Source organism: Trichodesmium erythraeum IMS101, assembly GCF_000014265.1.
GTDB lineage: Bacteria > Cyanobacteriota > Cyanobacteriia > Cyanobacteriales > Microcoleaceae > Trichodesmium > Trichodesmium erythraeum.
Genome location: NC_008312.1, coordinates 1,805,111 through 1,829,898, shown reverse-complemented (window position 1 = coordinate 1,829,898; position 24,788 = coordinate 1,805,111). Strand labels below are relative to the sequence as shown.

The following is a 24,788-nucleotide window of genomic DNA, read 5'->3' as shown; positions in this document are numbered from 1 at the left end:
AAAGGATTATTTTTTCAATCTTCTACATTTTCTAATACAAGGTCAAGCTACAGTTAGGTAGTGGATATGCTATCAAGTCTTTTAACCTTTGATTGCTTGCTATAAGCTTGATTTGTCTATAGAAAACTTATGATATAAAAGTATAAATAATAAATCATAACAGATGCAGTCTACCTAAACCTTTAGTGCCGAACTAAAGTATCACTGCCGACTGAAGTTACAACAAACAAGAAGTAAATATTAAAACATCTAAGTAAGTGAAGTTTTATGTTAGTCTTCTAGTAAAGTAGACAGTAGATTTTTAATATTAACCTGCCTAGATTAACTTTTTAAATTAGTTTTAATAACTAAATAATTATATTAAGTAAAATCAACATAAGTTATAAATCAATTTCAAGTAGTAGTAAATAAATAAGTAAGTCACTAAGTAAATATTGAATTCACTTTAATCTAAATAGATATAATTTTTTACTTTATAAATATCAAAATATCCCCTAATCATAAATTTATTTATAAGTGCTTTTAAGTAAAAAAAATATCTGCACTCTTGAATAATGAAAAATGCTATAAAACTAATAAAAAGTTTTTTTCGTTTTCTTGCTCAATCTAATCAAAGCCATCTCATGATTTGAAGAGTATAAATTTATATAACTTTAACCCTAACAGTAGTAAGTTATAAATAGTCAATATTTTGCTCCACTCAATGCTTAGATAATATCTACAAGTTTTAAACTTTATCTATATAATTTAAAATCAAAATAATCAAACAATTTTGTTACCTTTTCTCCATTTTTTCATAAATTAACAATGCATGTAGTCTCTATTATATAATTATATAATTATATAATATTTATTTAATATATATAAAAAATCAGCAAAAATAAAGATTAACTGAGTAGATTATCACTTTGTTTTTCTTACTCACTATCTTCTGAAGTCTTGTTCCCAGAAGTAGAAAGATTTACTTTTTCTAAGCTGCGTTTTTCTCGTTTTTTCCTCATGGCTGCGAGGGTATCTTCCATAGCACTACGAGCTTGAGCTACTCTTTCCAAGTTACTAAGATACAAATCTATATCTTTTAACAACTTTTCTTCTACCAAATTTAAAGATTGGCAAATTTTCTTAAGTGCTTCTGTACGCTTCTCTTGTTCCTTGATTAATTCTGTATCTACTATTTCCAGTAAAGTAAATAAACCTATAGCAAATAGGCGACTATACCTAAATTTTGAATTCTCAGAAATAGCTCTTAAATCATCTTGCAAATATTGAGTATTATCTATATTTTTTGATAAACAAATCCATGAAAGTATATCAGACGCTGAGATTTTTCCAGCTAAATCTTCTAAACCTTTAGCATCACTACGGTATTTGTTTGGATCCTCTTCTTGCCCTTGAATCAAAGCATTAAAAATCGACGTTTTATCCTCCTGTGGAGAATATCCCTGCATAAAACGGTCAAAAGCTGTAACTACACCCAAAGCATAAAATGGGTTATAGCTATAATCAACATTAACGGAAATCAGGTGCATTTCCACTAACAACTCTTCAATTACCCGATTATATATTGAATTAATGGGACGGGTGTGAAAGTGATAAAAGGTTTTCTTAGTATCTGAAACAGTACGAGTATTATTCACCTGGTGTTCTAATTCTATAATCCCATCTCTGAATATTGATATTCTTATCTACTACAAAACCTTTGAAGTTTATAGTAGTAGTAGTTAGAAAAGCAGAGTGGGTTTTGCTATTTGACATCAACTCCTGCCTGTTAGGGTTAGAAAGGATCCTCAGAAAGAGATAGCTCATAATAAGGAGTCATAAATAGGAATTCCTTTCTACTGCAACAGTAGCTTTTTGGAGGCTTGATATTTCATGGTGCTGCTTGCTTAAAGCTAGTTTTATGATTCCCTCAATAGGTCTTGTAACCTTATTGGGAATTCTTAAAGCTATAAAAATTAATCAAAAATTGTAGCTTTGGTTAAGAACAAATTTTATAATTGGCTAAAAATGGTCACTACCTTATAGTTAGTAGCCATTTAAAAGGACTTTAAATTCATAATTTAAAGCTTCATCCAACTCAAATAAGTATTTCACCAAAGTACAAATCTACGCTACTAGAGTTACATTGATTTCCATCAATAAATTTTCTGAATAGAACCATAGATATAAATAAAATAACACCTCTTGATTAGATATTACTTTAACTATCAATGTATTATTTCGAGCATCAAATTGATTAGTTCTGCCTCAGAATTTTTAAGCTCTGTTCCCTTCCTGGTTACGGACATCATCAGAATTAAGAGCTTCATCTTCTGTCTCAAAAATCTCAAACACAGAATCCATCATGGTCACCTCGAATACCAGTTTTGCTTCTGGATGAACGTTACAAATACGGAAGCTACCCTTACCTTTGTCAGCATCTCGCATCCCTGCTACCAGAGATGTCAATCCAGAACTATCAATAAAGTTAACCTCACCTAAATTGACCACTACATGAGGACTTAGTTTTGAGATACATTCTTGCAACTTAAGGCGAAACTGCCAAGCTGTTGTTATATCCAAGCGTCCTTTAGGTGATAAGACGATTACTGTTTTGTCCTCGTCCTTATTTGTGTGGGTTTTTTGCTCAATCTGAATCACTGACCCTTCCCTCAGGATGATATTACTTGTGGTGGTTGCCCATCTAAATGTAGTTTAACTCAGAACAACTAATGATTTGGTTTCCAGTCAGCCCAGTCATGAGGTTTTAAGAATACTTCATATAGTTCAGCTTCTGGTGTGTTGGGTTCTGGGTTGTAACCATACTCCCAACGAACTAAAGGTGGTAAAGACATCAAGATTGATTCTGTACGACCATTGGTTTGCAAACCAAAAATTGTACCCCTATCATATACTAAATTAAATTCAACATAACGGCCACGTCGGTATAGCTGAAAGTTGCGTTCCCGGTCACCATATTTCATGGGTTGCCGTCTCTCTACTATTATCTTGTATGCTGGTAAAAATGATACACCACAATTTTGTACAAATGTAAATAAAGATTCCCAACTACGAGATTCAAGAATTCCTAAATCCTTACTATAGGTTGCTGCTGGTCCTTGATTATCAGGCCCTTTGTATAATTCTCCTTGACCATCTTGATAATCAAAAAAGATACCTCCTACACCCCGCGTTTCTTGACGATGCTTTAAGTAAAAATATTCATCACACCATCTTTTAAATATAGGATAATACTCTTTATGGCTTTTGTCACAGGCTGCCTTAATCGTTTGATGAAAGTGCGCTGCGTCTTCGGCATAAGGATAGTAAGGTGTTAAATCTACACCACCACCAAACCACCATACAGATCCAGCTTCAAAATAACGATAGTTAAGATGTACTGTTGGTACATAAGGATTTTTAGGGTGCAGCACCATAGAGGTTCCTGTGGCATAGAAACTATTACCTGCCGCTTCTGGTCTTTGCTTCAGTACACTTGGAGGTAATTTATCTCCCCATACTTCTGAAAAATTAACTCCCCCTTGTTCAAAAACTCCACCGTCTCTTATTACACGAGACTTTCCTCCGCCGCCACCTGGACGTTTCCAAGAGTCTTCCTTGAACTTACTAACTCCATCTAATTCTTCTAGTCCTTGGCAAATTTCATCTTGTAGAGTCTGCATAAATTGACTGACTCGTTCTTTTGTGTCACTCGCTGGTACAGATAAAGATATTTCTTGGTCCTTACTCGAAACTACCATAACTATAATCTATATTTGAAGTTGGCTAAAAATTAAATCTTTTCCATACTTTTTATCTTACCATGTCCTAAATCATCTAGTTACAATTTTCAGATTATATCGGCTTTTTTCGAGTACATTGTACTTACATAAAAAACAGTGTGTAGAGCGAGACTTAAGTCGGGTTTTCCCAAAAACCCTGTTTTTTCCCAGATATATATCTAGTGTTAAAAACAACGATTTATTCTAGAAACTGGGGACGGGCCTAGGTCACTCAGCAGGACGATACAATATATTTGTTTTTACATCCTGACACTTTTATATGCAATACAGTAAGGTATCAAGAGCTATTAATGATTAGTAATAATCCCTTGCTTTTATGGAAAGGTCTTAAAATTTTAGAGGAAAATAATAAAAATGTCTAATATACCTGATATTAAATCAATTTTAGATGTATTGCGACCAGTAGAGGACCCTGAACTGCGTAAGAGTTTGGTGGAACTAAATATGATTCGTAATGTTAACATTATAGATGGACAAGTCAAATTTACTTTGGTTTTGACAACTCCAGCTTGTCCATTACGAGAATTTATTGTAGAAGAGTGCCAAAAAGCTGTCAAGGAATTACCTGGAGTTAAGGAAGTTATAGTAGATGTTACTGCGGAGACTCCTCAACAAAAAACTTTACCAGATCGCCAAGGTATTGGTGGGGTCAAAAATATTATTGCTATTTCTAGTGGCAAAGGTGGGGTTGGTAAAAGCACAGTGGCAGTTAATGTAGCTGTGGCATTAGCTCAAATGGGTGCTAAGGTGGGTTTAATTGATGCTGATATTTATGGCCCTAATGATCCAACTATGTTGGGTCTAGAAGATGCTCAGGTTATGGTACAACAAGGAGAATCTGGGGAAGTGCTACAACCGGCCTTTAATCATGGGGTCAAGTTGGTTTCTATGGCTTTTCTAATTGACAAGGATCAACCAGTGATTTGGCGTGGTCCTATGTTGAATGGAATTATCCGACAATTTTTATACCAAGTGCAATGGGGTGAATTAGATTATTTATTGGTAGACTTGCCTCCTGGTACCGGTGATGCCCAATTAACATTAGCTCAAGCTGTTCCTATGTCTGGAGTTGTCATTGTGACTACTCCTCAAACTGTAGCATTACTTGACTCGCGCAAGGGTTTGAAAATGTTTCAGCAGTTAGGTGTTTCTGTTTTGGGAATAGTGGAAAATATGAGTTATTTTGTACCTCCAGATATGCCAGATAAAAAGTATGATATTTTTGGCTCTGGTGGTGGTGAAAAAACAGCCCAAGAATTAGGAGTGCCAATGCTTGGTGGGGTTCCTCTGGAAATGCCGGTGAGAGAAGGGGGAGATTCTGGTATACCTATTGTAGTGGGAGATCCCGCTTCTGTATCTGCTCAAAAATTACAAGCGATCGCTCAAAACATTGCTGCTAGAGTTTCTGTTGCTGCTTTAGCATAAAAAAATTTATAAATACCTAAATAAATAACTACAATAAAAAAAACTTTCACTTTTGTAAAATTTAGCAAATATTTTTGATAGGAGTAGAGACAATGATTTTACCAGGTGTAGCGGTTAAAGTTAAAAATCTTGGTGATACTTACTATGGTTTTCAAGGACAAGTTCAACGAGTAAGTGACGGTAAAGCTGCTGTTTTATTTGAAGGCGGAAATTGGGATAAATTAGTAACATTTAAATTATCGGAATTAGAGGTCGTAGATGCAACGGCAGGCCGCAAGAAAAAATAAGGATATTTAGTAGTTCAAAGCCAGAAGTTAGGAATTATTTCTATCTTGTTTCATTATCAATATAATTTATACTGAATTAATGACTAATCAATAAGACTTCAAACTCTTCCTTTTTAGAGGAGAAAAAAGAAAATTCCTAATTTTAAGTATCCTACTTAAGCAGAAGGTAAGCTGTCGTGGTTAAATGAAACCTTTGGGTTTTATTGAAGGTGTCCCTACCAACTATATGCCAAACAGCTTACTGATAACTGATAATTGATTACTGATAATACTTATGCGTCTTCCTTTACCCCAGTTTGCTAATACAAATCACCAAAATAATTACATAGCTGAAGTGATAGAAACGGCAACTACAGAGTTTTTAGCTCAATGTTTAGAACCAAAAGAATTAGATTTTCCTATGATGCCTGCTTTTGGTACTTGGGTAAAGTCTCAAGATGAACAATCACAAAATATGATTTATGGGGTAGTTTATTATGCTACTACTTTGCCGGTTGATTCTGTACATAGAGCTAGAGCTTTAGGAATGTCTCTACCTGAATTAAGGGAGCAACAACCGCAAATTTTCGCTATGTTAAAGACAGAGTTTCGAGCAGCAATAGTCGGTTTTTCTTCCCCAGAAAATTTGAATGGTTCTCAAACAGAAAATGGTAGGATTTATCAGTATATTCCACCTCGTCCACCTCAAATTCATCAGGGAGTCTATTTATGTGAACCGAAAGAAATAATTAGGTTTAGTGATCAGTTAGATTTTTTACGGACATTGTTACAGTTAAGTAATGCTCCTGTTGATGCTTTGGTTGCAGCTACTATTCGAGAAATTTATCAACTCAGAAAAGCGGATCGTAATTGGTTAGTTCAAGCAGGTAGAAATATGAGTGTTCTACTTAGAGATGATTATGATCGCTTAAAAATAATTTTAGGCCAAATACACCCTTAATTAATGGATAATTGATAGTAATCTTGAATAGGTTGTATTATTCAATAGAGCTCATATCGCATCCTTTATCGAATCCCTTTTGGTAATATTAAATAATATCTAAATTGTTTTGTTTATATTTAGTATGGCTTGCCGATAAAATTGGAAATGATTGGTGGAACGTATTTATCAGCAGTTAGTAAAACATACAAATTTATAGATAAATAAAAAGTTTTCAAGCTAATATAATCTACTAAAGTAAAACAATTATCTATCTAAAAAATTATGAGCATAAACTATATTATACAAGGTAGAAAACTTGATAAGGAGTGCCGGTTGGAAGAAGCGATCGCCTGTTTTAAAAAAGCTATAGAAATTAATCCTCAATTTAGCTGGCATTACTTTTACTTGGGTGAATCTCTCATCAAACAAAAACAAAATTATGAACAATAAAAGCTTATAGCAAGGCTGTTAAACTTAATCCTAATTCTACTTTATTTAAGAAAACATTAGTAAATTACAAAGAAAATGAGAAAGTAATATTATGTAAGTCTAAAGTATCTAAATTATTAATAGTATTCTTTGGTGGAATGAGTTTACTAATGGGAGGTATTCTTCCATTTAAATTTTTAAGATATTTATTATCTATCTATGCAGATAAATGTGATTTAAGGTTTTATATTGATGCAAAACAATGTTAGTATCATAAAGGAATAGAAGGTATCTCAAATAATATTGATGAAACAACAGAATATTTAAAGGATAAAATAAATAAAAGGGATTATAAAAAAATAATATTTATGGGTGTATCATCAGGTGGTTATGCTGCAATATTATTTGGTTCATTATGTCATATAACAAATGTAATAAGTTTCATACCGAGGACAAATTTAAAGGGAATTAGAGGAATAGTAGATAATAAGTATGAAAATTTAAAAAATATTATTAATAATGATACTGACTATTTATTATATGGAGACTTAAGTGTAAAGGATAAGAATCACAATCACCATATATCACAGTGCGAAAACTTAGAAGGTTTTTCCAGCATCAAAATAGTTAAAAAAATTAGTTTAGATATGAAAAAATTAAGGGATGATGGAACAATCAAAAATGAATTAGACAAGATTATTAATCAAGTATAAATAAATTTTCCGGAGTTCAGAAATAGAAAGTGGTTTAGATTCATGCCTATGCCATTATACCTTTTTTTATAGATTTACAAATTATTCAGGTGGTCTGCAAACCTCATCAAATTAGCATTTTTTTACTTACGGATTATCTATAGAATAATAACTTCAATACCTATGGAATAAAAATTACCAATTCGTAAGAAAAAACTGTAGTGGTTGGGAAACCCAATCTCTAGACTTTATTTTCTTTAATAGGACTGACGTATATTTCTCTGGTGACAATAAATAGAGGAGAACTTAAACCACCCCAGATATCTCCCAGGAGTCGAGATTCAGAAATAGAATAGGAAAAAAGGTAAAAAAATACTCCCATATTCACCATTTCCTTATCTCTCAATCACCCTATCTCCCTACCTAATTTTATAGTTCTGGTTAAGGGTTTTATATGCTACACTACAAAAGTTATCTAAAATCGCACATCTAGGTAATCGGGTGTTCTAGAGATAAAAAATCTGTGGGAATACATCTGGATGGAGGATTAACCCGAATAGGAGATAGAATATGCCAGTTGTTAGTTTGGCTCAATTGCTAGAGTCAGGAGTTCACTTTGGACATCAGACCCGTCGTTGGAACCCAAGGATGTCCCAATATATTTTTACAGAGCGTAATGGGGTTCATATCATTGACCTTGTTCAAACAGCTCAATTAATGGATGAGGCTTACAATTATATTAGAACGGCCTCAGAACAAGGAAAAAAATTCTTATTTGTTGGTACTAAGCGTCAAGCTGCTGGTATTATCGCTCAAGAAGCTACTAGATGCGGAGGTTATTATATTAACCAACGTTGGTTAGGTGGAATGCTAACCAACTGGACTACTATTAAGACTCGTGTAGAAAGATTGAAAGATCTTGAGCGTCGTGAGGAAAGTAAGGCACTAGATTTATTGCCAAAAAAAGAAGCCTCGGTTCTTCGTCGTGAGATGGCTAAACTACAAAAATATCTGGGTGGAATTAAAAATATGCGTCGCCTACCGGATGGAGTAATTATGGTGGATCAGCGACGAGAGTATAATGCAGTTCAGGAATGTCAGAAGTTAAATATTCCCATTGTTTCTTTATTAGATACTAATTGTGACCCTACTCAAGTAGATATTCCAATTCCAGCAAATGATGATGCTATTCGATCTATAAAACTTATAGTAGGTAAATTGGCTGATGCTATCTATGAAGGTCGTCATGGTCAACTAGAAGCAGACTATGAAGATTATTATGAAGATTACGAAGAATATGAAGATGATTATGAAGGTGCGGAAGGAGATTTAGATTTAGATAGTGCCAATGAAGAGGAATCATTGGAAGATAATAATGAAGAAGAATAATCAACTCAAGCAATATTTTTGAGTGTCTCTAGGTGGATTTTTTAGGAATAAATCAAAGGGTAAATTATTTCTAAATATCCTACCTAAAGTCATAAAGCTAAAGTATGATTGTTTCCTAAAATGATATTGTATTAAAACTAAAATAGGAAAGGAAAAAAGATGGCGGAAATATCTGCAAAGTTGGTTAAAGAGTTGCGCGAAAAAACAGGCGCAGGTATGATGGACTGTAAAAAAGCTCTGAAAGAAACTGATGGCAATATTGATAAAGCTACAGATTGGCTTAGACAAAAAGGTATTGCTTCTGCTGGAAAACTTGAGGGTAAAGTAGCAACAGAGGGGTTGGTTGAGAGTTATATTCATACAGGTGGTAGGATAGGTGTTTTAGTAGAAGTAAACTGTCAAACTGATTTTGTTGCCCGGAATGAATCATTTAAAGAATTAGTTAAGAATGTTGCTATGCAAATAGCCGCTTGCCCACAGGTAGAATATGTGTCAGTTGATGATATTCCAACCGAGTTTGTAGAAAGTGAAAAGTCTATAGAAATGGGTAGAGAAGACCTGAGTAACAAGCCAGAAAATATTAGGGAAAAGATAGTTCAAGGCCGAATAGGAAAGCGGTTAAAAGAATTAACTTTGATGGATCAACCTTATATCCGAGACCAAAATAAGACAATAGAAGAGTTGATTAAGGAAACTAGTGCACAATTAGGCGAAAAAGTACAAGTACGTCGTTTTATTAGGTTTGTTTTGGGAGAAGGTTTGGAAAAACAAGAAAGTAATTTTGCTGAAGAAGTTGCGGCACAAACTGGGAAGAAATAATTAATTTAATAAATTTCATAAAAACAATTAAAAATTAAAAATAGATAATTATGTTTATTTTTAATTTTTAATCGTTGATGTATAAATATAATTTGGGTATTGTGGGAAACAGTGGGAGATATTAAAGCAATAGGGCAAGAATTGCAAAGAATTGAAGTGGCGATCGTTGATACTGCCAAGGAACTTTATAGTAAATATCAAAGCTATTTACAAGTTTTGGGGCAAGGTATGAGCCAACAGTTAGTTTTTGCAAGTTATTATATATGTACTCAGGAATATCCAGAAGCATTTCTGAAGTTATCATTTTCTCAGCGACAAAAAATTCAGCAAGAGCTACGAGAAAAATCTAAGTTGGCAACTCAAGAATTACAAGAATTATTGAATAAATATCCAGAGAATCAAAAAAATTCGGATGATGCCTCTACCGCAGAATTAATGATAAGTCTTCTTTATCAAGAAGAGAAAGAAAAAAAAGAAGTGGTACTCAAAATAAAAAAACAAGAAGAAGCTATAGAGCTTGATTCTTCTGAGTTATTTATGACTGAAATATCCTCCCAACTTACAACAGATTCTCAGGATCAAGAAGTAGGAAATGAAGTCAAAGAAAAAACTGATGAAACTGAAGTCGAAAAAAACAAAATCTCCACAGAAAATATTATTGATAAATTGCATAATATTGACACATTGATACATTGGCAAGAAAATATAGAAAAGCAAATACTTGAAATCCTCAAAAAACTTTCTTATCAGACAAACTGTATACTTTATGAAGTAGAAATACTGGAAAAAAAAATACCACAAAAACTTTTAGAAGCTGCGACAAAAATGGAATCAGGGAGTAATACTGCAAGTGGGCAGCCTAATATATTAAACTTGTTAATAGAAGCAGAAGATTCGGAAGAAGATGATGATACTAAAGTTACTCGAATTATAGCAATAAATCTACGGTTATCTGAAATAGAATTTACTGATATTAATGTTGCAGGTTGGCGCAATAAAATTCGTAATATTTTAGGAAAGCTTAGTCAACTGCAACGAGAATATAGTAAAAAGCAACGAGAACTAGCTGTAATAGAAGCTGAGTCAGCATGGCGGTCTAGTTGGTATGAAGATTGAAGAAGGAAATAGGGATTTGGGAGCGGTAAAAACATTATTTCATAAGAAATTTACAGTAAAATAGATAAAATAATTAATTCATATCAAATAAAAAAGATTAAAAAGTTTTTTTTATTTTTTTCCGAGTCGTATAGCAATTTTCATTACTCAAAAATACAGAGATTTGAACTTAAAGGTACTTATGCATTTATGAGTCAGGTATAAATTTTGTATTAGAAAAGTGAAAACCGCTATAATTTTCTTCTATAATTCGTTGTTATATTAAGTGTAGTATTTAATACTGATATAATACTGCTTTTTTATAATTAGGGTTAGGGTTTGTTGAAATTTGTCTTATGGATGAGGGCAGGAGTTAGATGAAAGGAAGGAGGATATATTCGGAAAATTGTCCCATAATTTATTTTTCTGGTCTGCTAAAAACTCTCACATTTTCTGATTAAATAAGCAAAAAGCCCACATTTTTTTTCCGCACTCAAAGGCTAAAGTTTTTATATTTAATTTATTCTAAATTTGATTAGCAAGCCCTAATTAGTAGGCTAAAAATAGATAAATATTATATGTGAAATTACTATAGAGTTATCATTTTTTTAATGTAAATAAAGTATAAAAATTGCGGAAAGTATTAGATTTAGATGCCCTATCATATTTATATCTTTTACCGAATTTATTCTGTTTCTTACTCCCTACCCAGTAAAATAAATTTTATAGATGCAAAAAGTATTATATAAATAATTTCTTAAATTAAATGCTATGAATAATGAAAAAGAAATGATAGACTGGGAAAGACTAAAAAAAGCTTTATTAGTGGAAGCAGGACGTGGATTTCAAAATATCCAAGGTAAACAATATATATTTAATGACTTTTTAAGTATTAGTTTAAGTAAACCACCAATAATATTAAAAGGTTATCAAGATAAATTTGAGAAGTTTTCTAAAAAATTTGTCTCGTATCCAGAAATGACTAGAGAAGAACGGCAATATTTATTAGAAAAAACTCAGATTTTTTTAAATCAAATGCAGTCTTTATGTGTTAAAGAAAAAGAGAATGATAGACTAGAATTTCATTCATTGGAAATAACTGCAAAAATACAAAAAGATAATTCTAATTTTTCACAAAAATATACCAATAACCTGGAATTAGAACAGCTACTTAAAGATGTAAAAAGTATCGGAATTAAAAATAGCGATCGCCTATCAACATTAGGATTATCTACAGTTAGAGATTTACTTTATTATTACCCAAGAGACCATATTGACTATGCCCGTCAAGTAAATATTCGTAACTTAGAAGCAGGAGAAACTGTTACTATTATCGGTAAAATTAAAAGGTTCAATTGTTTTTCTAGTCCGAAAAATAAGAAATTAACTATTCTCGAACTTACTCTTACAGATTCTACAGGGCAAATCAAAATTAGTCGCTTTTTTGCCGGACCTAGATTTAGTAATAAAGGTTGGCAAATGATGCAAAAAAAATTCTATCCAGTTGGTGCAACTGTTGCTGCTTCCGGTTTAGTTAAAGAAACTAAATATGGGAAAAATTTAGATAATCCAGAAATAGAAGTTTTGGATAGTGAAGGTAGTGAAATTGAGTCTATCAAAATTGGTCGTTTAGTACCAGTTTATCCTTTAACAGAAGGAGTAGAAGCAGATGTTGTGAGACGGGCAATATTTAAAATTTTACCAAAAGCAGAAAATTTTTCAGAAACATTACCAGAAATTTTTTTGAATCAATATCAATTAATAGATTTAAAAAATGCTATTAAAAATATTCATTTTCCTATAGATAGAGATTGTTTAGCAGCAGCTCGCCGTCGGTTAGTTTTTGATGAATTTTTTTATCTACAATTAGGTTTATTAAAACGTCGGCAACTGCAAAAAAAAACAGAGATAGGAGTAGCTCTACCTGTAACAGGAAAACTTATTAAAAAATTTTATAAATTACTGCCATTTCAATTAACTAATGCTCAAAAAAGAGTAGTCAATGAAATTCTCAGGGATCTACAAAAGCCTGAACCAATGAAAAGATTAGTACAAGGAGATGTGGGCGCTGGAAAAACAGTAGTAGCAGTAGTTGCTATATTAGCAGCAGTTCAAGTTGGTTATCAAGCTGCTTTAATGGCACCAACAGAAGTATTAGCGGAACAACATTATGATAAATTAGTTACTTGGTTTAATCTCTTACATTTGCCAGTTGAATTATTAACAGGTTCGACAAAAATAGCAAAACGCCGGGAAATTTACTCTCAACTTGAGACTGGAGAATTACCAATATTAGTCGGTACTCATGCCCTAATTCAAGATACAGTCAACTTTCATAAATTAGGGTTAGTAGTAATAGATGAACAACACAGATTTGGGGTTCACCAAAGAGCAAAATTACAGCAAAAAGGTGAATCTCCCCACTTTTTAGCAATGACAGCTACTCCTATTCCCAGAACTTTAGCTTTGACATTACATGGAGATTTAGATGTTAGTCAAATAGATGAACTACCACCAGGAAGACAACCAATTCAAACAACAAATTTGACTGGTAGACAACGTAAAAAAGCTTATGATTTAATCCGCAGAGAAATAGTTCAAGGTAGACAAGTTTATGTGGTTTTACCCTTAGTTGAAGAGTCAGAAAAATTGGATGTGAAATCTGCAATAGAAGAACATCAAAAATTAGCTGAAAAAATTTTTCCCGAGTTTCAGATAGGTTTGTTGCATGGCAGAATGAGCAGTGCAGAAAAAGACCAAGTTATTAGTACATTTCGGAATAATCAAACTCAGATTTTAGTATCTACTACTGTGGTGGAAGTGGGGGTAGATGTACCTAATGCCACAGTAATGCTAATTGAAAATGCAGAAAGGTTTGGTTTATCTCAGTTACATCAGTTACGGGGACGAGTAGGTCGTGGTGTCCACCATTCCTATTGCTTGTTGATGAGGGGTGCAGGTTCGACGGATGCTACAGAACGGTTGAAGGTTTTGGAGCAGTCTCAGGATGGGTTTTTTATTGCGGAAATGGATATGCGTTTGAGAGGTCCTGGTCAGGTATTGGGAACAAAGCAGTCGGGGTTACCGGATTTTGCTTTGGCAAGTTTGGTTGAGGATCAGGAGGTTTTGGAGTTAGCGCGGGGTGCTGCTTTACAGGTGATGGAAAAGGATGAAAGTCTTAATAGTTGGCCCCTGTTAAGAAAGGAGTTGGAATGGCGGTATCAGAAGATGATGGGGGGATCAATTTTAAATTAGGGTGATAGGTTATATTGGTATATTTTTTCCTATATTTCCTATATTTCCTATATTTCCTATATTTCCTATATTTCCTATATTTCCTATATTTATTATGTCCACAGACTACTCCCTACCTCAAAAATTTAGTCCCAGATAAAGACTTCAAATGTCTTCTATTAAATATCTGAAATTTTTGGTATCCTTAATTAAATAAAGAGTTTTGTTTGGAAAGAACAGAGTAATGGCAAGCCAACTGATTGAACTAAATGATGAAACTTTAGTAGAAATTGAAGTTCCAGAAGGCCAAGCCCAGGAAATTTCTGGAGGCTTTTTTAAGCGTGTAAATGCAAGGTTTGCTAATATTGAACCTCTAATGCTCAAAACTTCTTGCCCCATAACTTGCTAAATCTGAAAAAAGATAGATACTTATTTAAAAATAGTTTCGAGGTACTAATTAACCCGTGAAAACTTGATTATTTTTCTCCATCATAAGTTATTGCATCCAGAAAACTGATTAAAATTTCTTTGCTTTCCTTGGAGCCAAAGCTTTTTTTTAAAGCATAATCAACCTTGAGATTAATAAATTTCATCTTAGTTTTGCCCTATTCTTAATTAAGACACTTTTTTTGTTTTAGTCACTAAAAAAAATCTAGCAGATAGAAAAAATTCCAGTTCTTCAGCTAATACCAATTTTCAAAATAGCTAAATTAGGAATAACATTTACCAGGTAATAATTTTCTGATACTAATTTATAAAATTTTTTTTCAAAATGGTCTAATATATGGTCTTACTGAAAATTATAGTCAATCTATAATTAGACTCTTTATAAGAGTTATTCTCGCTAGTTTTTTGTGGAGTAAAAGATGCTGTGGTTAGTAATAGAAATAAATATAATTATATCAATTTTTGGCTTTTTTCTAGCTTGGAAAATCTGGAGATTTAGGCAAATATTATTAAAAGTAGAACGCAATCTTAGCCTCATAGATAATTACACCAGTAACATACTCACCAAAACACCTGAATTTTTGCAACTTCGACAGCAAAAAGTAAATCAAATACGACACCTATATCAACAACTGGATGGACAAGTTCAACAACTTCAACAAATAATAGCTATGTTTTGGTTGCTCAGAAATTTATGGCATCGTTGGAGTCGAACTTGGCATTCAAAGTAACTTGGATTTATATTCTTGCCCAAGAACTTTATTACCAAGAGACTTCTAGCAATAGTGCCATTTATTTTTGAGTTTTACTAGCATTAATGTGAACAAATTCTCGATCATTTTTCTAAATCTAGTATTTTAGGATAATATCCTTTTTGATAACCTATTTTTGCTCTTATATCACCAGTTTATCTTTTTCTATAACAATCCTAAATCATTCATTAAAATTACTAGTTTTCTAGAAAAATAGCTCCAACCCTTGCTCCTTTTTCTTTCTTTTTTTAGCAGAAGTACTTTCTAGGCGCCCATCACTTTCAATTTTCAGATAGGATTGCTATATGTAACCAAATATTGATAGTATTACGACTAGTTTTAAATATAGAAACTTCTTGAGTTTTACTCATTCAATGATCAATGGTATTAATAGCTTTTTGTCAATAGTCGTATATATAAGGAACAGGCATAATCTTTTCTAGATAATTTTTTCTATATTATGTCCTAATCTTTACTTCGGCTGCTATAATATGGGAAAATAAAAATTACTATGCTTAAAATATTAATATATATCTATATATTATAAGTCTATAATATTGTTATAAGTTTATATGGGAAGACGTTTTAGAGATATATAAATTGTAAAAATGTCCAATCAGAAATCTGGTTTATTTATCAGTGGTTTACTTCTAGGTTCAGCCATAGGTACAGCAACAGGGTTATTAATAGCTCCTAGAACTGGCAAAAAAGCAAGACAGTTGGTGAAAAAATCAGCATCAGCTATTCCACAAATTGCAACAGATTTGTCTACAAGTATCAAATTTCAAACAGACCGTTTTTCAGACTCTGCTACTAATTCTTGGGAAGATATCTTAGAAAGACTTAAACAAGCTATCGCTGCTGGATTAGAAGCTAGTCAAAAAGAGAGAAAAATACTATCTCAAATACAAACCAAAAACTCTGAAGTTTGAGTATATTTCTCCAGAAAAGATACAATAGGGAATAGGGAGAAGTAATTGATTATTTATAGATAAGAATTTGTTTTATTTTTGACTTTTGCAGAGTTCTAGTAGTAATAGAGAAGACTGGTCAAAAGCATAAAATTTTTCTCAAGATTATTGGAGTTTCAAAAGCACTCATTCTTGTTAAGATAATCCAGGTATAGGAAATAATCATTCTCCTGCATAGCGCGAAATATTTGTGAATAATTCTCTATTTTGGTTAGGACTGTCCTTATTCTTAGTGGCATTTAGCCTGACAACTGTATTAATTGTTACTTTACCTGCAATGTTGGCATTAGCAAGGGCAGCTCGTAGTATAGAAAAACTAGCTGATATCCTGGCTCGTGAACTACCATCAACCCTAGAAGCAATTCGTCTTACTGGTATAGAAATTAGTGAGCTAACTGATGATATAAATGATAGTGTTCAAACTGCAGGAGAAATAGTCAAACAAGTCGATCAAAAAATCAGTCATGTTCGTAAACAAACTAAGCAAGTTAAAACTACCACAAATAGTATTTTTACTGGTATTAAAGTAGCTTGGAAAACTTTTAGTTGTCAACAACAAGGAAAAAAAAATACGAGGAAGCAGTTAAAGCATCTTTCACCATATTCTGACAAAAATAATAGTCAGAATAATTTTCTCAGCAAAGATATTACTCCTATCTCGGAAACTAAAGACTCTAATCTAAATTCAGAGTCCTCAACAAAACAAAAGACTGATAGAAAATAAGTTAACTCAGACAATATATAAATACTATATAAATAGTAATATCTTGAGGCATGACATTAGTGAATTTTGTGTGCTGAATATTTATGCCAACAAATTTAGTCGAATATTATTTTAGACTTTTAAACTTCTACTTTTGACCTATGCCAAGACCTAGATCTCAAAATCATCCTAAGCTACTATCATTGAACCAACCCCAGTATCTGTCAAGATTTCCTGCAAAAGTACATGGGGAACTCGACCATCAAGAATATGAGCTGCTCGAACTCCTTGAGCTAAACTCCTGACACAACAATTTACTTTAGGAATCATACCACCGGATACAATTCCTTTTTCAATCAACTCTCTTGCTTCTTGGATATCCAACTTAACAATTAAACTATCTGGATTATGATAATCTTCTAAAATTCCGGCTGTATCTGTAAGTAGAATCAGCTTTTCTGCTTCCATAGCAGCAGCAATTTCACCCGCCACTGTATCAGCATTAAGATTGTAAGCTTGTCCTTGTTCGTCAGTTGCTACACTAGATACTACTGGAATATAGCCATTATCAACTAGAGATTGTAAAATATCTATCTTAACATTGCTGACTTCCCCAACAAAACCAATTCCTTCTATACCTTCTGGACGTGCTTGAATTAAGCTGGCATCTTTACCACATAAACCTACCGCACATCCTCCTGCTTGATTAATTAAAGAAACAATTTCTTTATTAACTTTTCCCACTAATACCATCTCAACTACTTCCATTGTAGAGGCATCAGTAACCCGCAAACCATCCTTAAACTGGGGTTCAATTCCTAATTTACCCAACCAAGAGTTAATTTCTGGACCGCCACCGTGAACAACAATGGGACGTATACCGACACAAGACAATAATACAATATCTCTCATTACTTGATCTTTTACATTACTATCCCTCATAGCCGCACCACCATATTTCACAACTATCTTACGACCAGTAAATTTTTGAATGTAAGGTAGTGCTTCACTTAACACTTTGACTCGGCTCATTTCTGACTCATTTTTCAAGTCTGTACTTTTTAGCATATATAGTTGGTATTTAAAATATTCTCAGGATACCCACTAGTGCAAAACGTGGAATTTACTCACCTGGATGATACCCGATTTTTATGTTCTCGTGCACCTGCCTTTAACGCCCTTCTATCCTTTTGCTCTAATAAAAACACATTCCAGAACGAGCTAGTCACTAATCCAACAGATACCTCATACACTATTAGGTAAGTTATAATATTTAAATTAACACGCTACTGTGAAAACCGCAATATTAGTTAATTTTAATCCTTATATTTCTTTAACCCAAAAATTCAAGGATTTTCTGGCTATAAGCTAAAGCTGGATGTACTCCTAAGTGAGAACTGAAATTATAGTAGTTATTTTTTTTTACCTTCCAAAATTGACTAAAAGGAAAATACAAAACCGGAGCCCAAAGACTACTAATAACAGCAGAACCCAAGGCAACTTGCTTATAGTGAATCCAAACTTCTGCAAAGCTTTGATTACCCATTAACCCAAACTGAATTGCGATGAAAGTTTCAGTAATAATAGCCATAATAAATGTCACTAAGGCTATAGAAATAAAATCTTCCTGTATGTAGCGTTTTTTTTGTAAAAAAGCTGTAAAAAATCCAACAAAAACTAAAGAAATAATATGAGTAGGATAGGGAGCTGTCATTGCATCTTGAATTAATCCTAAAATTAAGCCAGCTACTAAACCTCCTATAATGGAGCTATGACTACTCCAAGTCACTAACCAAATTAATAACCAGTTAGGTCCAATTCCTAAAATTTCCATTCCAGGAATACGAGTAAGCAACAGCAATGAAAAAAACAGTACAGAAGTAAATATAATTAGTAATTTAAAAATTTTTTGCTGAGATAGATTAGACATCTGACTAGAAAGTACCTTTAATAGTTATAAATAAGTTAATAGTTAGATTTTTGAGCATAACAACGTTTTCAGGAAAAAGGTAATTGAATTGTTATCTCAACTTAGGTTTAATTGTTACATTATTAATTAATTTTTCGTTTGATTCGGTTTGTTTGGATAAACATTTACCCATTCCAAAATATTAAGTGGAGCTGATAACTTAATAATAGCTTCTGGAGCAGGATTATTAGTTAAATTAATTGATTCAACTGTTCCTACAGGCAAACCCGCTGGAAACAATTGACTATAAGCAGAAGTAGATACAACATCACCAACTTTAATATTAGGAGAATTATCAAAAAACTCCATTACAGCCGTATCATTACCCTGACCCTTCATAAAACCCATCTGACGACTGCGAATAATTCCCACACCAACTTTACTAGTTGGATCACTAACTAATAATACCTGGCTTGTATGAGCTGTAACGCTAGTTATTCTACCTACTAAACCACCAGTTCCCATCACAATAAAACCCTCTTGAATACTATCTTTACTACCTCTCCCCAAAGTTACTTTTTCCCACCAATAATCTGCACTTCTACCTATAACAGGAGCTAATACTCCTTTCAAATTTTTAGTTTTTGTATAGTTCAAAAGTTGGGTGAGATTATTATTTTGTTGCTCTAATTCTTGTAATTTAATTTCTAGTTCTTTAATATAAGCATTATCTAATACTTCTTGTTGAACAGAACTAGGTTGAAATGGTAGACTGAGCCAATTGTAAATTTCAAAAAATAAACTACCTTTATTTTGTCTTACCCAAAAAGCTGCACTAACTGCTAAAACTAACAATGCAGCTTTTCGCATCAGTTTTAAGCCTCGACGACGTAATGTTTGCATTAGTAAAACCTTTGAGAATTCCTACTACTTTATATATTTTTTTACTGTTGGTTGAAGTTAAAAGCAGGAACTTCTATAATTAAATATTTTTCCCCAATAAATATATGTGCTAATATCTTAATAACTTACATTTAAACACATAGCTATTTACAAAACAGGAGTTTACACAAGAACTGGATTTAAGCTTCTTAATTTGTGAAATTTATTTTGTTTAACTACTAATTTACGAAAAATACAATTAACCATCAGGTATTAGTAATTTTTACAAGGAGTGAAGTACAAAATTTTACCTTTAAGAGAACTAGGAAACACTTCTATAGGAGACACTCTAACAGTAAATAAATAAATATAAGTATAGCACTACGTCTTTTGTTTAGGACTGGGAAATTTAGGTTATAAGGTAACAGGAAATAGATGAATGTCCTAAGGTATTTGCGTAATGCTATACCTTACCATAACTTATCAACTTTATATTAGTAATTAATAGTATTGCTGAACTCTACATATATTAAGCTAGGCTTAACATAACTACGACTTATGTATGCAACGGAGTTGGTCGACGAAATTTATTTACGTTCCTTAAAACAATAATCAGAACAATAAACCCATTTTCTTTGAAGTGCGTAAATCCTAACTAATAATAATCTTTAGTTCTCATCAAAGAAACTAGACAAGAATTGCCTCCTCGTCGATACTTAAATAACATATATTGACTTTAGCGAACTGGCCCACTGAAAAACCTTTCAAGCTGTTTAAAATTCTCTAAAACACGGCCAGTGCCCAACACTACACAACAAAGAGGGTCTGCAGCAATATGAGTGACAATACCAGTTTCATGGCTAATTAAAGTATCTATCCCCTTTAACAAAGCACCACCACCAGCTAACATAATACCCCTATCTATAATATCTGCGGCTAGTTCAGGAGGAGTACGTTCCAAAGTTCGCTTAACTGCGTCTACAACTATAGATAAAGGTTCAATTAGACTTTCTCGAATTTCAGCAGCTTTGACTGTAACAATTCTAGGCAAACCTGATAATAAATGTAGACCCCTAACTTCCATCGTTGCCTCATTATCATCCTGAGAGGGATAAGCTGAACCCAATTGAATCTTAATATCTTCTGCAGTTCGCTCACCTATGACCAAGTTATGAACTTTTTTCATATACTGAGTAACAGCATCATTCAATTCATCCCCAGCTACACGCACAGACTCACTTAGAACTGTACCTTGTAAACTAAGAACAGCAACTTCTGTAGTTCCTCCACCAATATCCACAATCATATTGCCAGTAGGTTCGGCCACAGGCAACCCCGCCCCAATAGCAGCAGCAACAGGTTCATCAATTAACCGTACATCCCTAGCACCAGCTTGAGCAGCGGCTTCCATTACAGCTCGTCTTTCTACACCAGTTACTCCGCTAGGAATACCAATAACAATTCTTGGAGATACTAAGGCTCTTCCTTCATGGACTCGCCTGATAAAATGTTTCAGCATTAATTCTGCTGTATCAAAATCAGCTATGACCCCATCCCTTAGAGGTCTCATTGCAATTACATTAGATGGAGTTCGCCCTAACATCCTTTTAGCTTCTTCCCCAACTGCAATAGAAGTTTTTTGTTCCTGATCAATAGCTACCACAGATGGCTCCTGAAGAACAATACCTTTGCCAGATACATATACAAGTGTGTTCGCAGTACCTAAGTCAATTCCCATGTCCCGAGACAAGGAAAAGCGATTTATCAGACCCACTAGATTTTGACCCCCAATATCAAATCTTAATTCTTGATGTAATAATTTATAAATACATATATCTGAGGTAAATTTTATATTGTTTTTTATTCCTCAGTATAGTTGGACTGTATCAAAAATGATATAAGTATGTTTAACTTTCCTTGATTTCTTAGTGCGACACAATGGGGACCAAATCCGGAGGAAGTATGAGATTGGGAGTAGCTTGAGCAATTAGTCCTCTCAGAGTATTTTCGTAGATTTAATCTAGTTTCTGACCTCAAGACATAAAAATTATCTTGAGAATCTAGAATTTTTAGTTCATTCAAACCAATTAAATTCAATACCGGCAATACAATATCCCCATATGATAGCTCTCTATTCTAGGCTATTGTTCTATTTCCAAAGCCTATTTCCATAACCCTTAAGGTAGAGTTCACTTGCTGAAGAAACTTGACTAAGTTCGTTGTTTGGTGTGTCTAGAGAACAGATAGTTAGGTTTTACAGTAGTTGATTATCTTTTCGCTTATCTATATTATAATAGGAAGCTGCTATTGTAGGCCAAAGTTTTTAACCTAGTTTTTTGGTCAAATTAGAAGTTCATTAATTAATAAATAATATATAGTATATGAGTTTAAATGTCGTAACTTTGGTTGGTAGGGCAGGTAGAGACCCAGAAGTTAAATATTTTGAGTCAGGTAGTGTGGTTTGTAGTTTTGCTTTAGCTGTAAATCGTCGATCTAAAAAGACTGACCAACCAGACTGGTTTGATTTAGAAATGTGGGATAGAAATGCAGAAGTTGCTGCTGACTATGTTCGTAAAGGTAGCTTGATAGGAGTCAAAGGCTCCTTGAAGTTTGATTATTGGCAAGACCGTAATACAGGGGCCAATCGTTCCAAGCCAGTAATTAGAGTATACCAACTAGAGTTACTAGGTTCTAAACGTGATAGTGAGCAGGCTGCTTTAGCAAGCTATAATGAATTCTAGGAAAGAAAATTAAATAAAAATTATTGTGAGTGAATTAACTTTAGAGTAAATTATCGACCTAGCATATAACATTCAAAAAGCTGAAGCTGTAGAAATTTACTATTTATCAATTAAGGATAACTCCTCAAAATTTGATAATAATTATTTAATAATTGTTTAAAATCTCTACAAATTCAAGCTAAAGAAAGAAGGAGTGGATCTGATATTAATTGACCAAAGTAAACTGGGTTGTGTTATTTGAAAATATTTTCACTAAAATTGAGGATTTAGTTGATACTGTATATTCAAACAGGAAGGGTTAAAAATATTGATCCACTTTTAATCTGCTTCCCCTAATCATTTTAATCTACCAGCACGTATTACACTGAATGTAAGAGCTGATATTAATGCAGCTATAGTGTTTAAGATTGGTCGGTTACGGCGGATAGTTTAATTTTGGTTCCGATATTTAAGTATTGTTGTCTTACCCACCCTATCCTTGGGTTTAATATTTCTTTTATCAACACTTTATAAATATTATTATGGGTAGTTATTTTTTGAACTTTTCCAACAGGTCCTAAGATATGAATTCACAAAAACAACTAAAAAATAGCCTGATGGGTGCGAGAGACTGTGCATCCAATTTTTATGCAGAAAACGGTAAAATAAAAGACATATTTAAAAGTATAATGGTAGTAAATAATATTTTTCAAGCATTTCAAAATTCAGTAGATATTGACAATTTTCCAGAGTTAGTTAGTGGTAGTTACTATTTACTATCTATCTTATTCAAAAATTTAGGTGTGGTAACAAGGCAGGCTTAGATATGAAAATAATGAAAGTGATTGTTATTAGTTTTTTAGCAGTTTTACTACTGAGTGGATGTGTTCAATATGAAGTAGGAATAAATTTTCAAAGTCAAAGTCACGGTGAGATTGTTCAACATATTAAACTAGCAAATAAGTTACGAAATTTTAGTAGTGAGATAGTTTCTGACTGGTTTAAAAGTTTAGAAACTAGAGCTTATCAATTGCAAGGAAAAACTCAAAGAATATCTAAGGAGGAAGTTGTAGTTACAATACCTTTTTATAATGGTACTGAGTTGGAAGAAAAGTTCAATAGTTTTTTTCAAAATCAGGATTCAGTAGAATATCAAAATTCTTCTACAGGGATGGCAGCAAATTTACCCAAATTATCATCTCACGTTAATGTGAGCCAGAATAATTTTTTTGTAGCATTACGGAATAAATTGAGTATGAAATTAGATTTGCGATTATCTCAATCTGATAGTAAAGTTAAAATTAATCCAGATGAGTTCTTAGATATGGATTTTAAGTTAATTACACCTTGGGGTTTTAGCAATATCCAATCAAGTGAAAATAATACAATTAACTATCAAAATAATCGGGAAATTGTCTGGAAACTTAACCCTGGAGAAATCAATTCATTGGATGTAGTATTTTGGATTCCTAGCCCCATAGGAATTGGTGCAATTTTAATCAGTTTATTTATTTGTATAGGTATAGCTTTAAAATATAAAATATTACCTACTTTAGGAATAAGTAAAAATTAAATAGTTAGTCCTAAGATAGTCATGATATAAATATATCATAACTGTTAATATTATGATTAGCATAACAAAATATGTTGCCAATTTACATCTTTCATATATTACCTAAGTTATTATTTACTATTGCAAGCATAAGTTGAGATAAAAACAATGAAACAGATAAACTTTTTGCTGATTTTTTTAGTTTGTTTAGCATTAGTTATATTCACATTACAAAATACCCAACTAACTACTGTTAAGCTTATTGAAGGTATTGAGTTAGAAGCTCCATTATCTGTAGAACTTTTGATTGCCATAGGATTAGGAGCAGTTCTGGCATGGCTATTCAATTTATGGTCAAGAATACAATATACTATAGAAAGTTTTAGACAGATGCGAGAAATTAGTAGCAGAAATAAGCGTATTCAAGAATTACAAGAAGATGTAGAAAGGTATGAAGAGGAACTCAAACAAAGAGCTAGTTTGCCTGTAGCAGAAACTTTGTCTGATCTAGTAAAATCTACTGAAGCAGAAGCTCCTAAATAAAAGTATAATTAGTTTAGTTATGACTTTTGATTTCATTAGTTACTTGTATTTGTATTATACTATCTTTGACTATCCTTAATATTTTCACTTAAAATAATCCTATGCTGATCAGAAAGTGTGGGATTGAAGGTAAATAAATTTTCAGGATAGTCTGATAATTATTGATATTTCAAAGTCTACTATATTCAAAATATAGATAATATTAAAAGTTAAATGTAAAACACTTCATAATCGT

At 32.7% G+C, this 24,788-nt stretch carries 25 protein-coding genes and 1 pseudogene; 17 read left to right on the top strand and 9 right to left on the bottom strand.

All coding sequences use genetic code 11. From position 1 onward, the window contains the following. Window positions 1-917 precede the first annotated feature (917 nt). The 3 genes from psb29 to hemF all read right to left on the bottom strand — a co-directional run bounded on the left by psb29 (window position 918) and on the right by hemF (window position 3,740). On the bottom strand, window positions 918-1,637 hold the full coding sequence (gene psb29 / locus TERY_RS05460) for a photosystem II biogenesis protein Psp29 (RefSeq protein ID WP_011610915.1): 720 nt from the start codon (window positions 1,635-1,637) through the stop codon (window positions 918-920). Window positions 1,638-2,256: 619 nt separating this feature from the next. Continuing rightward, a complete protein-coding gene (locus TERY_RS05455) occupies window positions 2,257-2,640 on the bottom strand; it encodes an anti-sigma factor antagonist (RefSeq protein WP_011610914.1) in 384 nt (127 codons plus the stop codon). Window positions 2,641-2,708: 68 nt separating this feature from the next. Beyond that, window positions 2,709-3,740 carry an oxygen-dependent coproporphyrinogen oxidase gene (gene hemF, locus TERY_RS05450; RefSeq protein WP_011610913.1) on the bottom strand — a complete coding sequence of 344 codons (1,032 nt, stop codon included), beginning with the start codon at window positions 3,738-3,740 and terminating at the stop codon, window positions 2,709-2,711. Between the two features lie 396 nt (window positions 3,741-4,136). Between hemF and TERY_RS05445 the strand changes: the two genes are divergently transcribed. The 5 genes from TERY_RS05445 to TERY_RS05430 all read left to right on the top strand — a co-directional run bounded on the left by TERY_RS05445 (window position 4,137) and on the right by TERY_RS05430 (window position 7,558). Next, entirely contained in the window at window positions 4,137-5,207 is a 1,071-nt protein-coding gene (locus TERY_RS05445; protein WP_011610912.1) for a P-loop NTPase, read from the top strand. A gap of 92 nt (window positions 5,208-5,299) precedes the next feature. Next, window positions 5,300-5,494, top strand: a complete 195-nt coding sequence (locus TERY_RS05440) for an NAD(P)H dehydrogenase subunit NdhS (RefSeq protein WP_011610911.1) — start codon at window positions 5,300-5,302, stop codon at window positions 5,492-5,494. 274 nt (window positions 5,495-5,768) lie between these two features. Beyond that, window positions 5,769-6,434, top strand: coding sequence for an HAS-barrel domain-containing protein (locus tag TERY_RS05435; RefSeq protein WP_011610910.1), 666 nt, complete (start codon window positions 5,769-5,771; stop codon window positions 6,432-6,434). A gap of 264 nt (window positions 6,435-6,698) precedes the next feature. Beyond that, window positions 6,699-6,866 carry a tetratricopeptide repeat protein gene (locus TERY_RS27210; protein WP_081432404.1) on the top strand — a complete coding sequence of 56 codons (168 nt, stop codon included), beginning with the start codon at window positions 6,699-6,701 and terminating at the stop codon, window positions 6,864-6,866. A 347-nt stretch (window positions 6,867-7,213) separates the two neighbouring features. Next, window positions 7,214-7,558, top strand: a complete 345-nt coding sequence (locus TERY_RS05430; RefSeq protein WP_011610909.1) for a hypothetical protein — start codon at window positions 7,214-7,216, stop codon at window positions 7,556-7,558. 220 nt (window positions 7,559-7,778) lie between these two features. Here TERY_RS05430 and TERY_RS32415 read toward each other — a convergent pair whose 3' ends face one another. Next, window positions 7,779-7,943, bottom strand: a complete 165-nt coding sequence (locus TERY_RS32415) for a hypothetical protein (protein ID WP_213960333.1) — start codon at window positions 7,941-7,943, stop codon at window positions 7,779-7,781. A 164-nt stretch (window positions 7,944-8,107) separates the two neighbouring features. On the opposite strand from TERY_RS32415, the gene rpsB reads away from it, so the two are divergent. From rpsB to TERY_RS05405, 6 genes are all read left to right on the top strand, one after another. After that, entirely contained in the window at window positions 8,108-8,926 is an 819-nt protein-coding gene (gene rpsB / locus TERY_RS05425; protein ID WP_011610908.1) for a 30S ribosomal protein S2, read from the top strand. Between the two features lie 159 nt (window positions 8,927-9,085). Then, window positions 9,086-9,745 (top strand): translation elongation factor Ts, encoded by a 660-nt coding sequence (gene tsf / locus TERY_RS05420; RefSeq protein WP_011610907.1) that lies wholly within the window; start codon window positions 9,086-9,088, stop codon window positions 9,743-9,745. Between the two features lie 99 nt (window positions 9,746-9,844). After that, entirely contained in the window at window positions 9,845-10,861 is a 1,017-nt protein-coding gene (locus TERY_RS05415) for a hypothetical protein (protein ID WP_044136451.1), read from the top strand. A 750-nt stretch (window positions 10,862-11,611) separates the two neighbouring features. Next, window positions 11,612-14,095 carry an ATP-dependent DNA helicase RecG gene (gene recG, locus TERY_RS05410; protein ID WP_011610905.1) on the top strand — a complete coding sequence of 828 codons (2,484 nt, stop codon included), beginning with the start codon at window positions 11,612-11,614 and terminating at the stop codon, window positions 14,093-14,095. A 223-nt stretch (window positions 14,096-14,318) separates the two neighbouring features. Then, on the top strand, window positions 14,319-14,483 hold the full coding sequence (locus TERY_RS32410; RefSeq protein ID WP_155994321.1) for a hypothetical protein: 165 nt from the start codon (window positions 14,319-14,321) through the stop codon (window positions 14,481-14,483). A 457-nt stretch (window positions 14,484-14,940) separates the two neighbouring features. After that, window positions 14,941-15,252 carry a hypothetical protein gene (locus TERY_RS05405; protein ID WP_011610904.1) on the top strand — a complete coding sequence of 104 codons (312 nt, stop codon included), beginning with the start codon at window positions 14,941-14,943 and terminating at the stop codon, window positions 15,250-15,252. Between the two features lie 64 nt (window positions 15,253-15,316). Here the strand turns inward: TERY_RS05405 and TERY_RS36290 are convergent. Continuing rightward, a pseudogene (locus tag TERY_RS36290) lies at window positions 15,317-15,428 on the bottom strand (IS630 family transposase); the annotation flags it as partial. 453 nt (window positions 15,429-15,881) lie between these two features. Here TERY_RS36290 and TERY_RS05400 point away from each other — a divergent pair. Further along, window positions 15,882-16,205 (top strand): YtxH domain-containing protein, encoded by a 324-nt coding sequence (locus TERY_RS05400; protein ID WP_011610903.1) that lies wholly within the window; start codon window positions 15,882-15,884, stop codon window positions 16,203-16,205. 229 nt (window positions 16,206-16,434) lie between these two features. Beyond that, window positions 16,435-16,968, top strand: coding sequence for a hypothetical protein (locus tag TERY_RS05395; RefSeq protein WP_011610902.1), 534 nt, complete (start codon window positions 16,435-16,437; stop codon window positions 16,966-16,968). A 168-nt stretch (window positions 16,969-17,136) separates the two neighbouring features. On the opposite strand, the gene argB is transcribed toward TERY_RS05395, so the two are convergent. The 4 genes from argB to TERY_RS05375 form a co-directional block, all read right to left on the bottom strand. Further along, window positions 17,137-18,015 (bottom strand): acetylglutamate kinase, encoded by an 879-nt coding sequence (argB, locus tag TERY_RS05390; RefSeq protein ID WP_011610901.1) that lies wholly within the window; start codon window positions 18,013-18,015, stop codon window positions 17,137-17,139. 265 nt (window positions 18,016-18,280) lie between these two features. Beyond that, the gene (gene mreD, locus TERY_RS05385) at window positions 18,281-18,877 is read right to left on the bottom strand and encodes a rod shape-determining protein MreD (protein ID WP_011610900.1); all 597 of its coding nucleotides are present in this window, start codon (window positions 18,875-18,877) and stop codon (window positions 18,281-18,283) included. Window positions 18,878-19,003: 126 nt separating this feature from the next. Beyond that, on the bottom strand, window positions 19,004-19,759 hold the full coding sequence (gene mreC / locus TERY_RS05380) for a rod shape-determining protein MreC (protein WP_011610899.1): 756 nt from the start codon (window positions 19,757-19,759) through the stop codon (window positions 19,004-19,006). Between the two features lie 715 nt (window positions 19,760-20,474). Further along, window positions 20,475-21,476 (bottom strand): rod shape-determining protein, encoded by a 1,002-nt coding sequence (locus TERY_RS05375; RefSeq protein ID WP_044136450.1) that lies wholly within the window; start codon window positions 21,474-21,476, stop codon window positions 20,475-20,477. A gap of 643 nt (window positions 21,477-22,119) precedes the next feature. On the opposite strand from TERY_RS05375, the gene TERY_RS05370 reads away from it, so the two are divergent. From TERY_RS05370 to TERY_RS05355, 4 genes are all read left to right on the top strand, one after another. Next, on the top strand, window positions 22,120-22,479 hold the full coding sequence (locus TERY_RS05370) for a single-stranded DNA-binding protein (protein WP_011610897.1): 360 nt from the start codon (window positions 22,120-22,122) through the stop codon (window positions 22,477-22,479). A gap of 563 nt (window positions 22,480-23,042) precedes the next feature. After that, window positions 23,043-23,282: a metallopeptidase TldD-related protein gene (locus tag TERY_RS05365; RefSeq protein ID WP_011610896.1), complete on the top strand. Its 240-nt coding sequence runs from the start codon at window positions 23,043-23,045 to the stop codon at window positions 23,280-23,282. 2 nt (window positions 23,283-23,284) lie between these two features. Continuing rightward, on the top strand, window positions 23,285-24,031 hold the full coding sequence (locus tag TERY_RS05360) for a DUF3153 domain-containing protein (protein WP_011610895.1): 747 nt from the start codon (window positions 23,285-23,287) through the stop codon (window positions 24,029-24,031). A 147-nt stretch (window positions 24,032-24,178) separates the two neighbouring features. Then, the gene (locus TERY_RS05355; protein WP_011610894.1) at window positions 24,179-24,553 is read left to right on the top strand and encodes a lipopolysaccharide assembly protein LapA domain-containing protein; all 375 of its coding nucleotides are present in this window, start codon (window positions 24,179-24,181) and stop codon (window positions 24,551-24,553) included. Window positions 24,554-24,788: the final 235 nt, after the last annotated feature.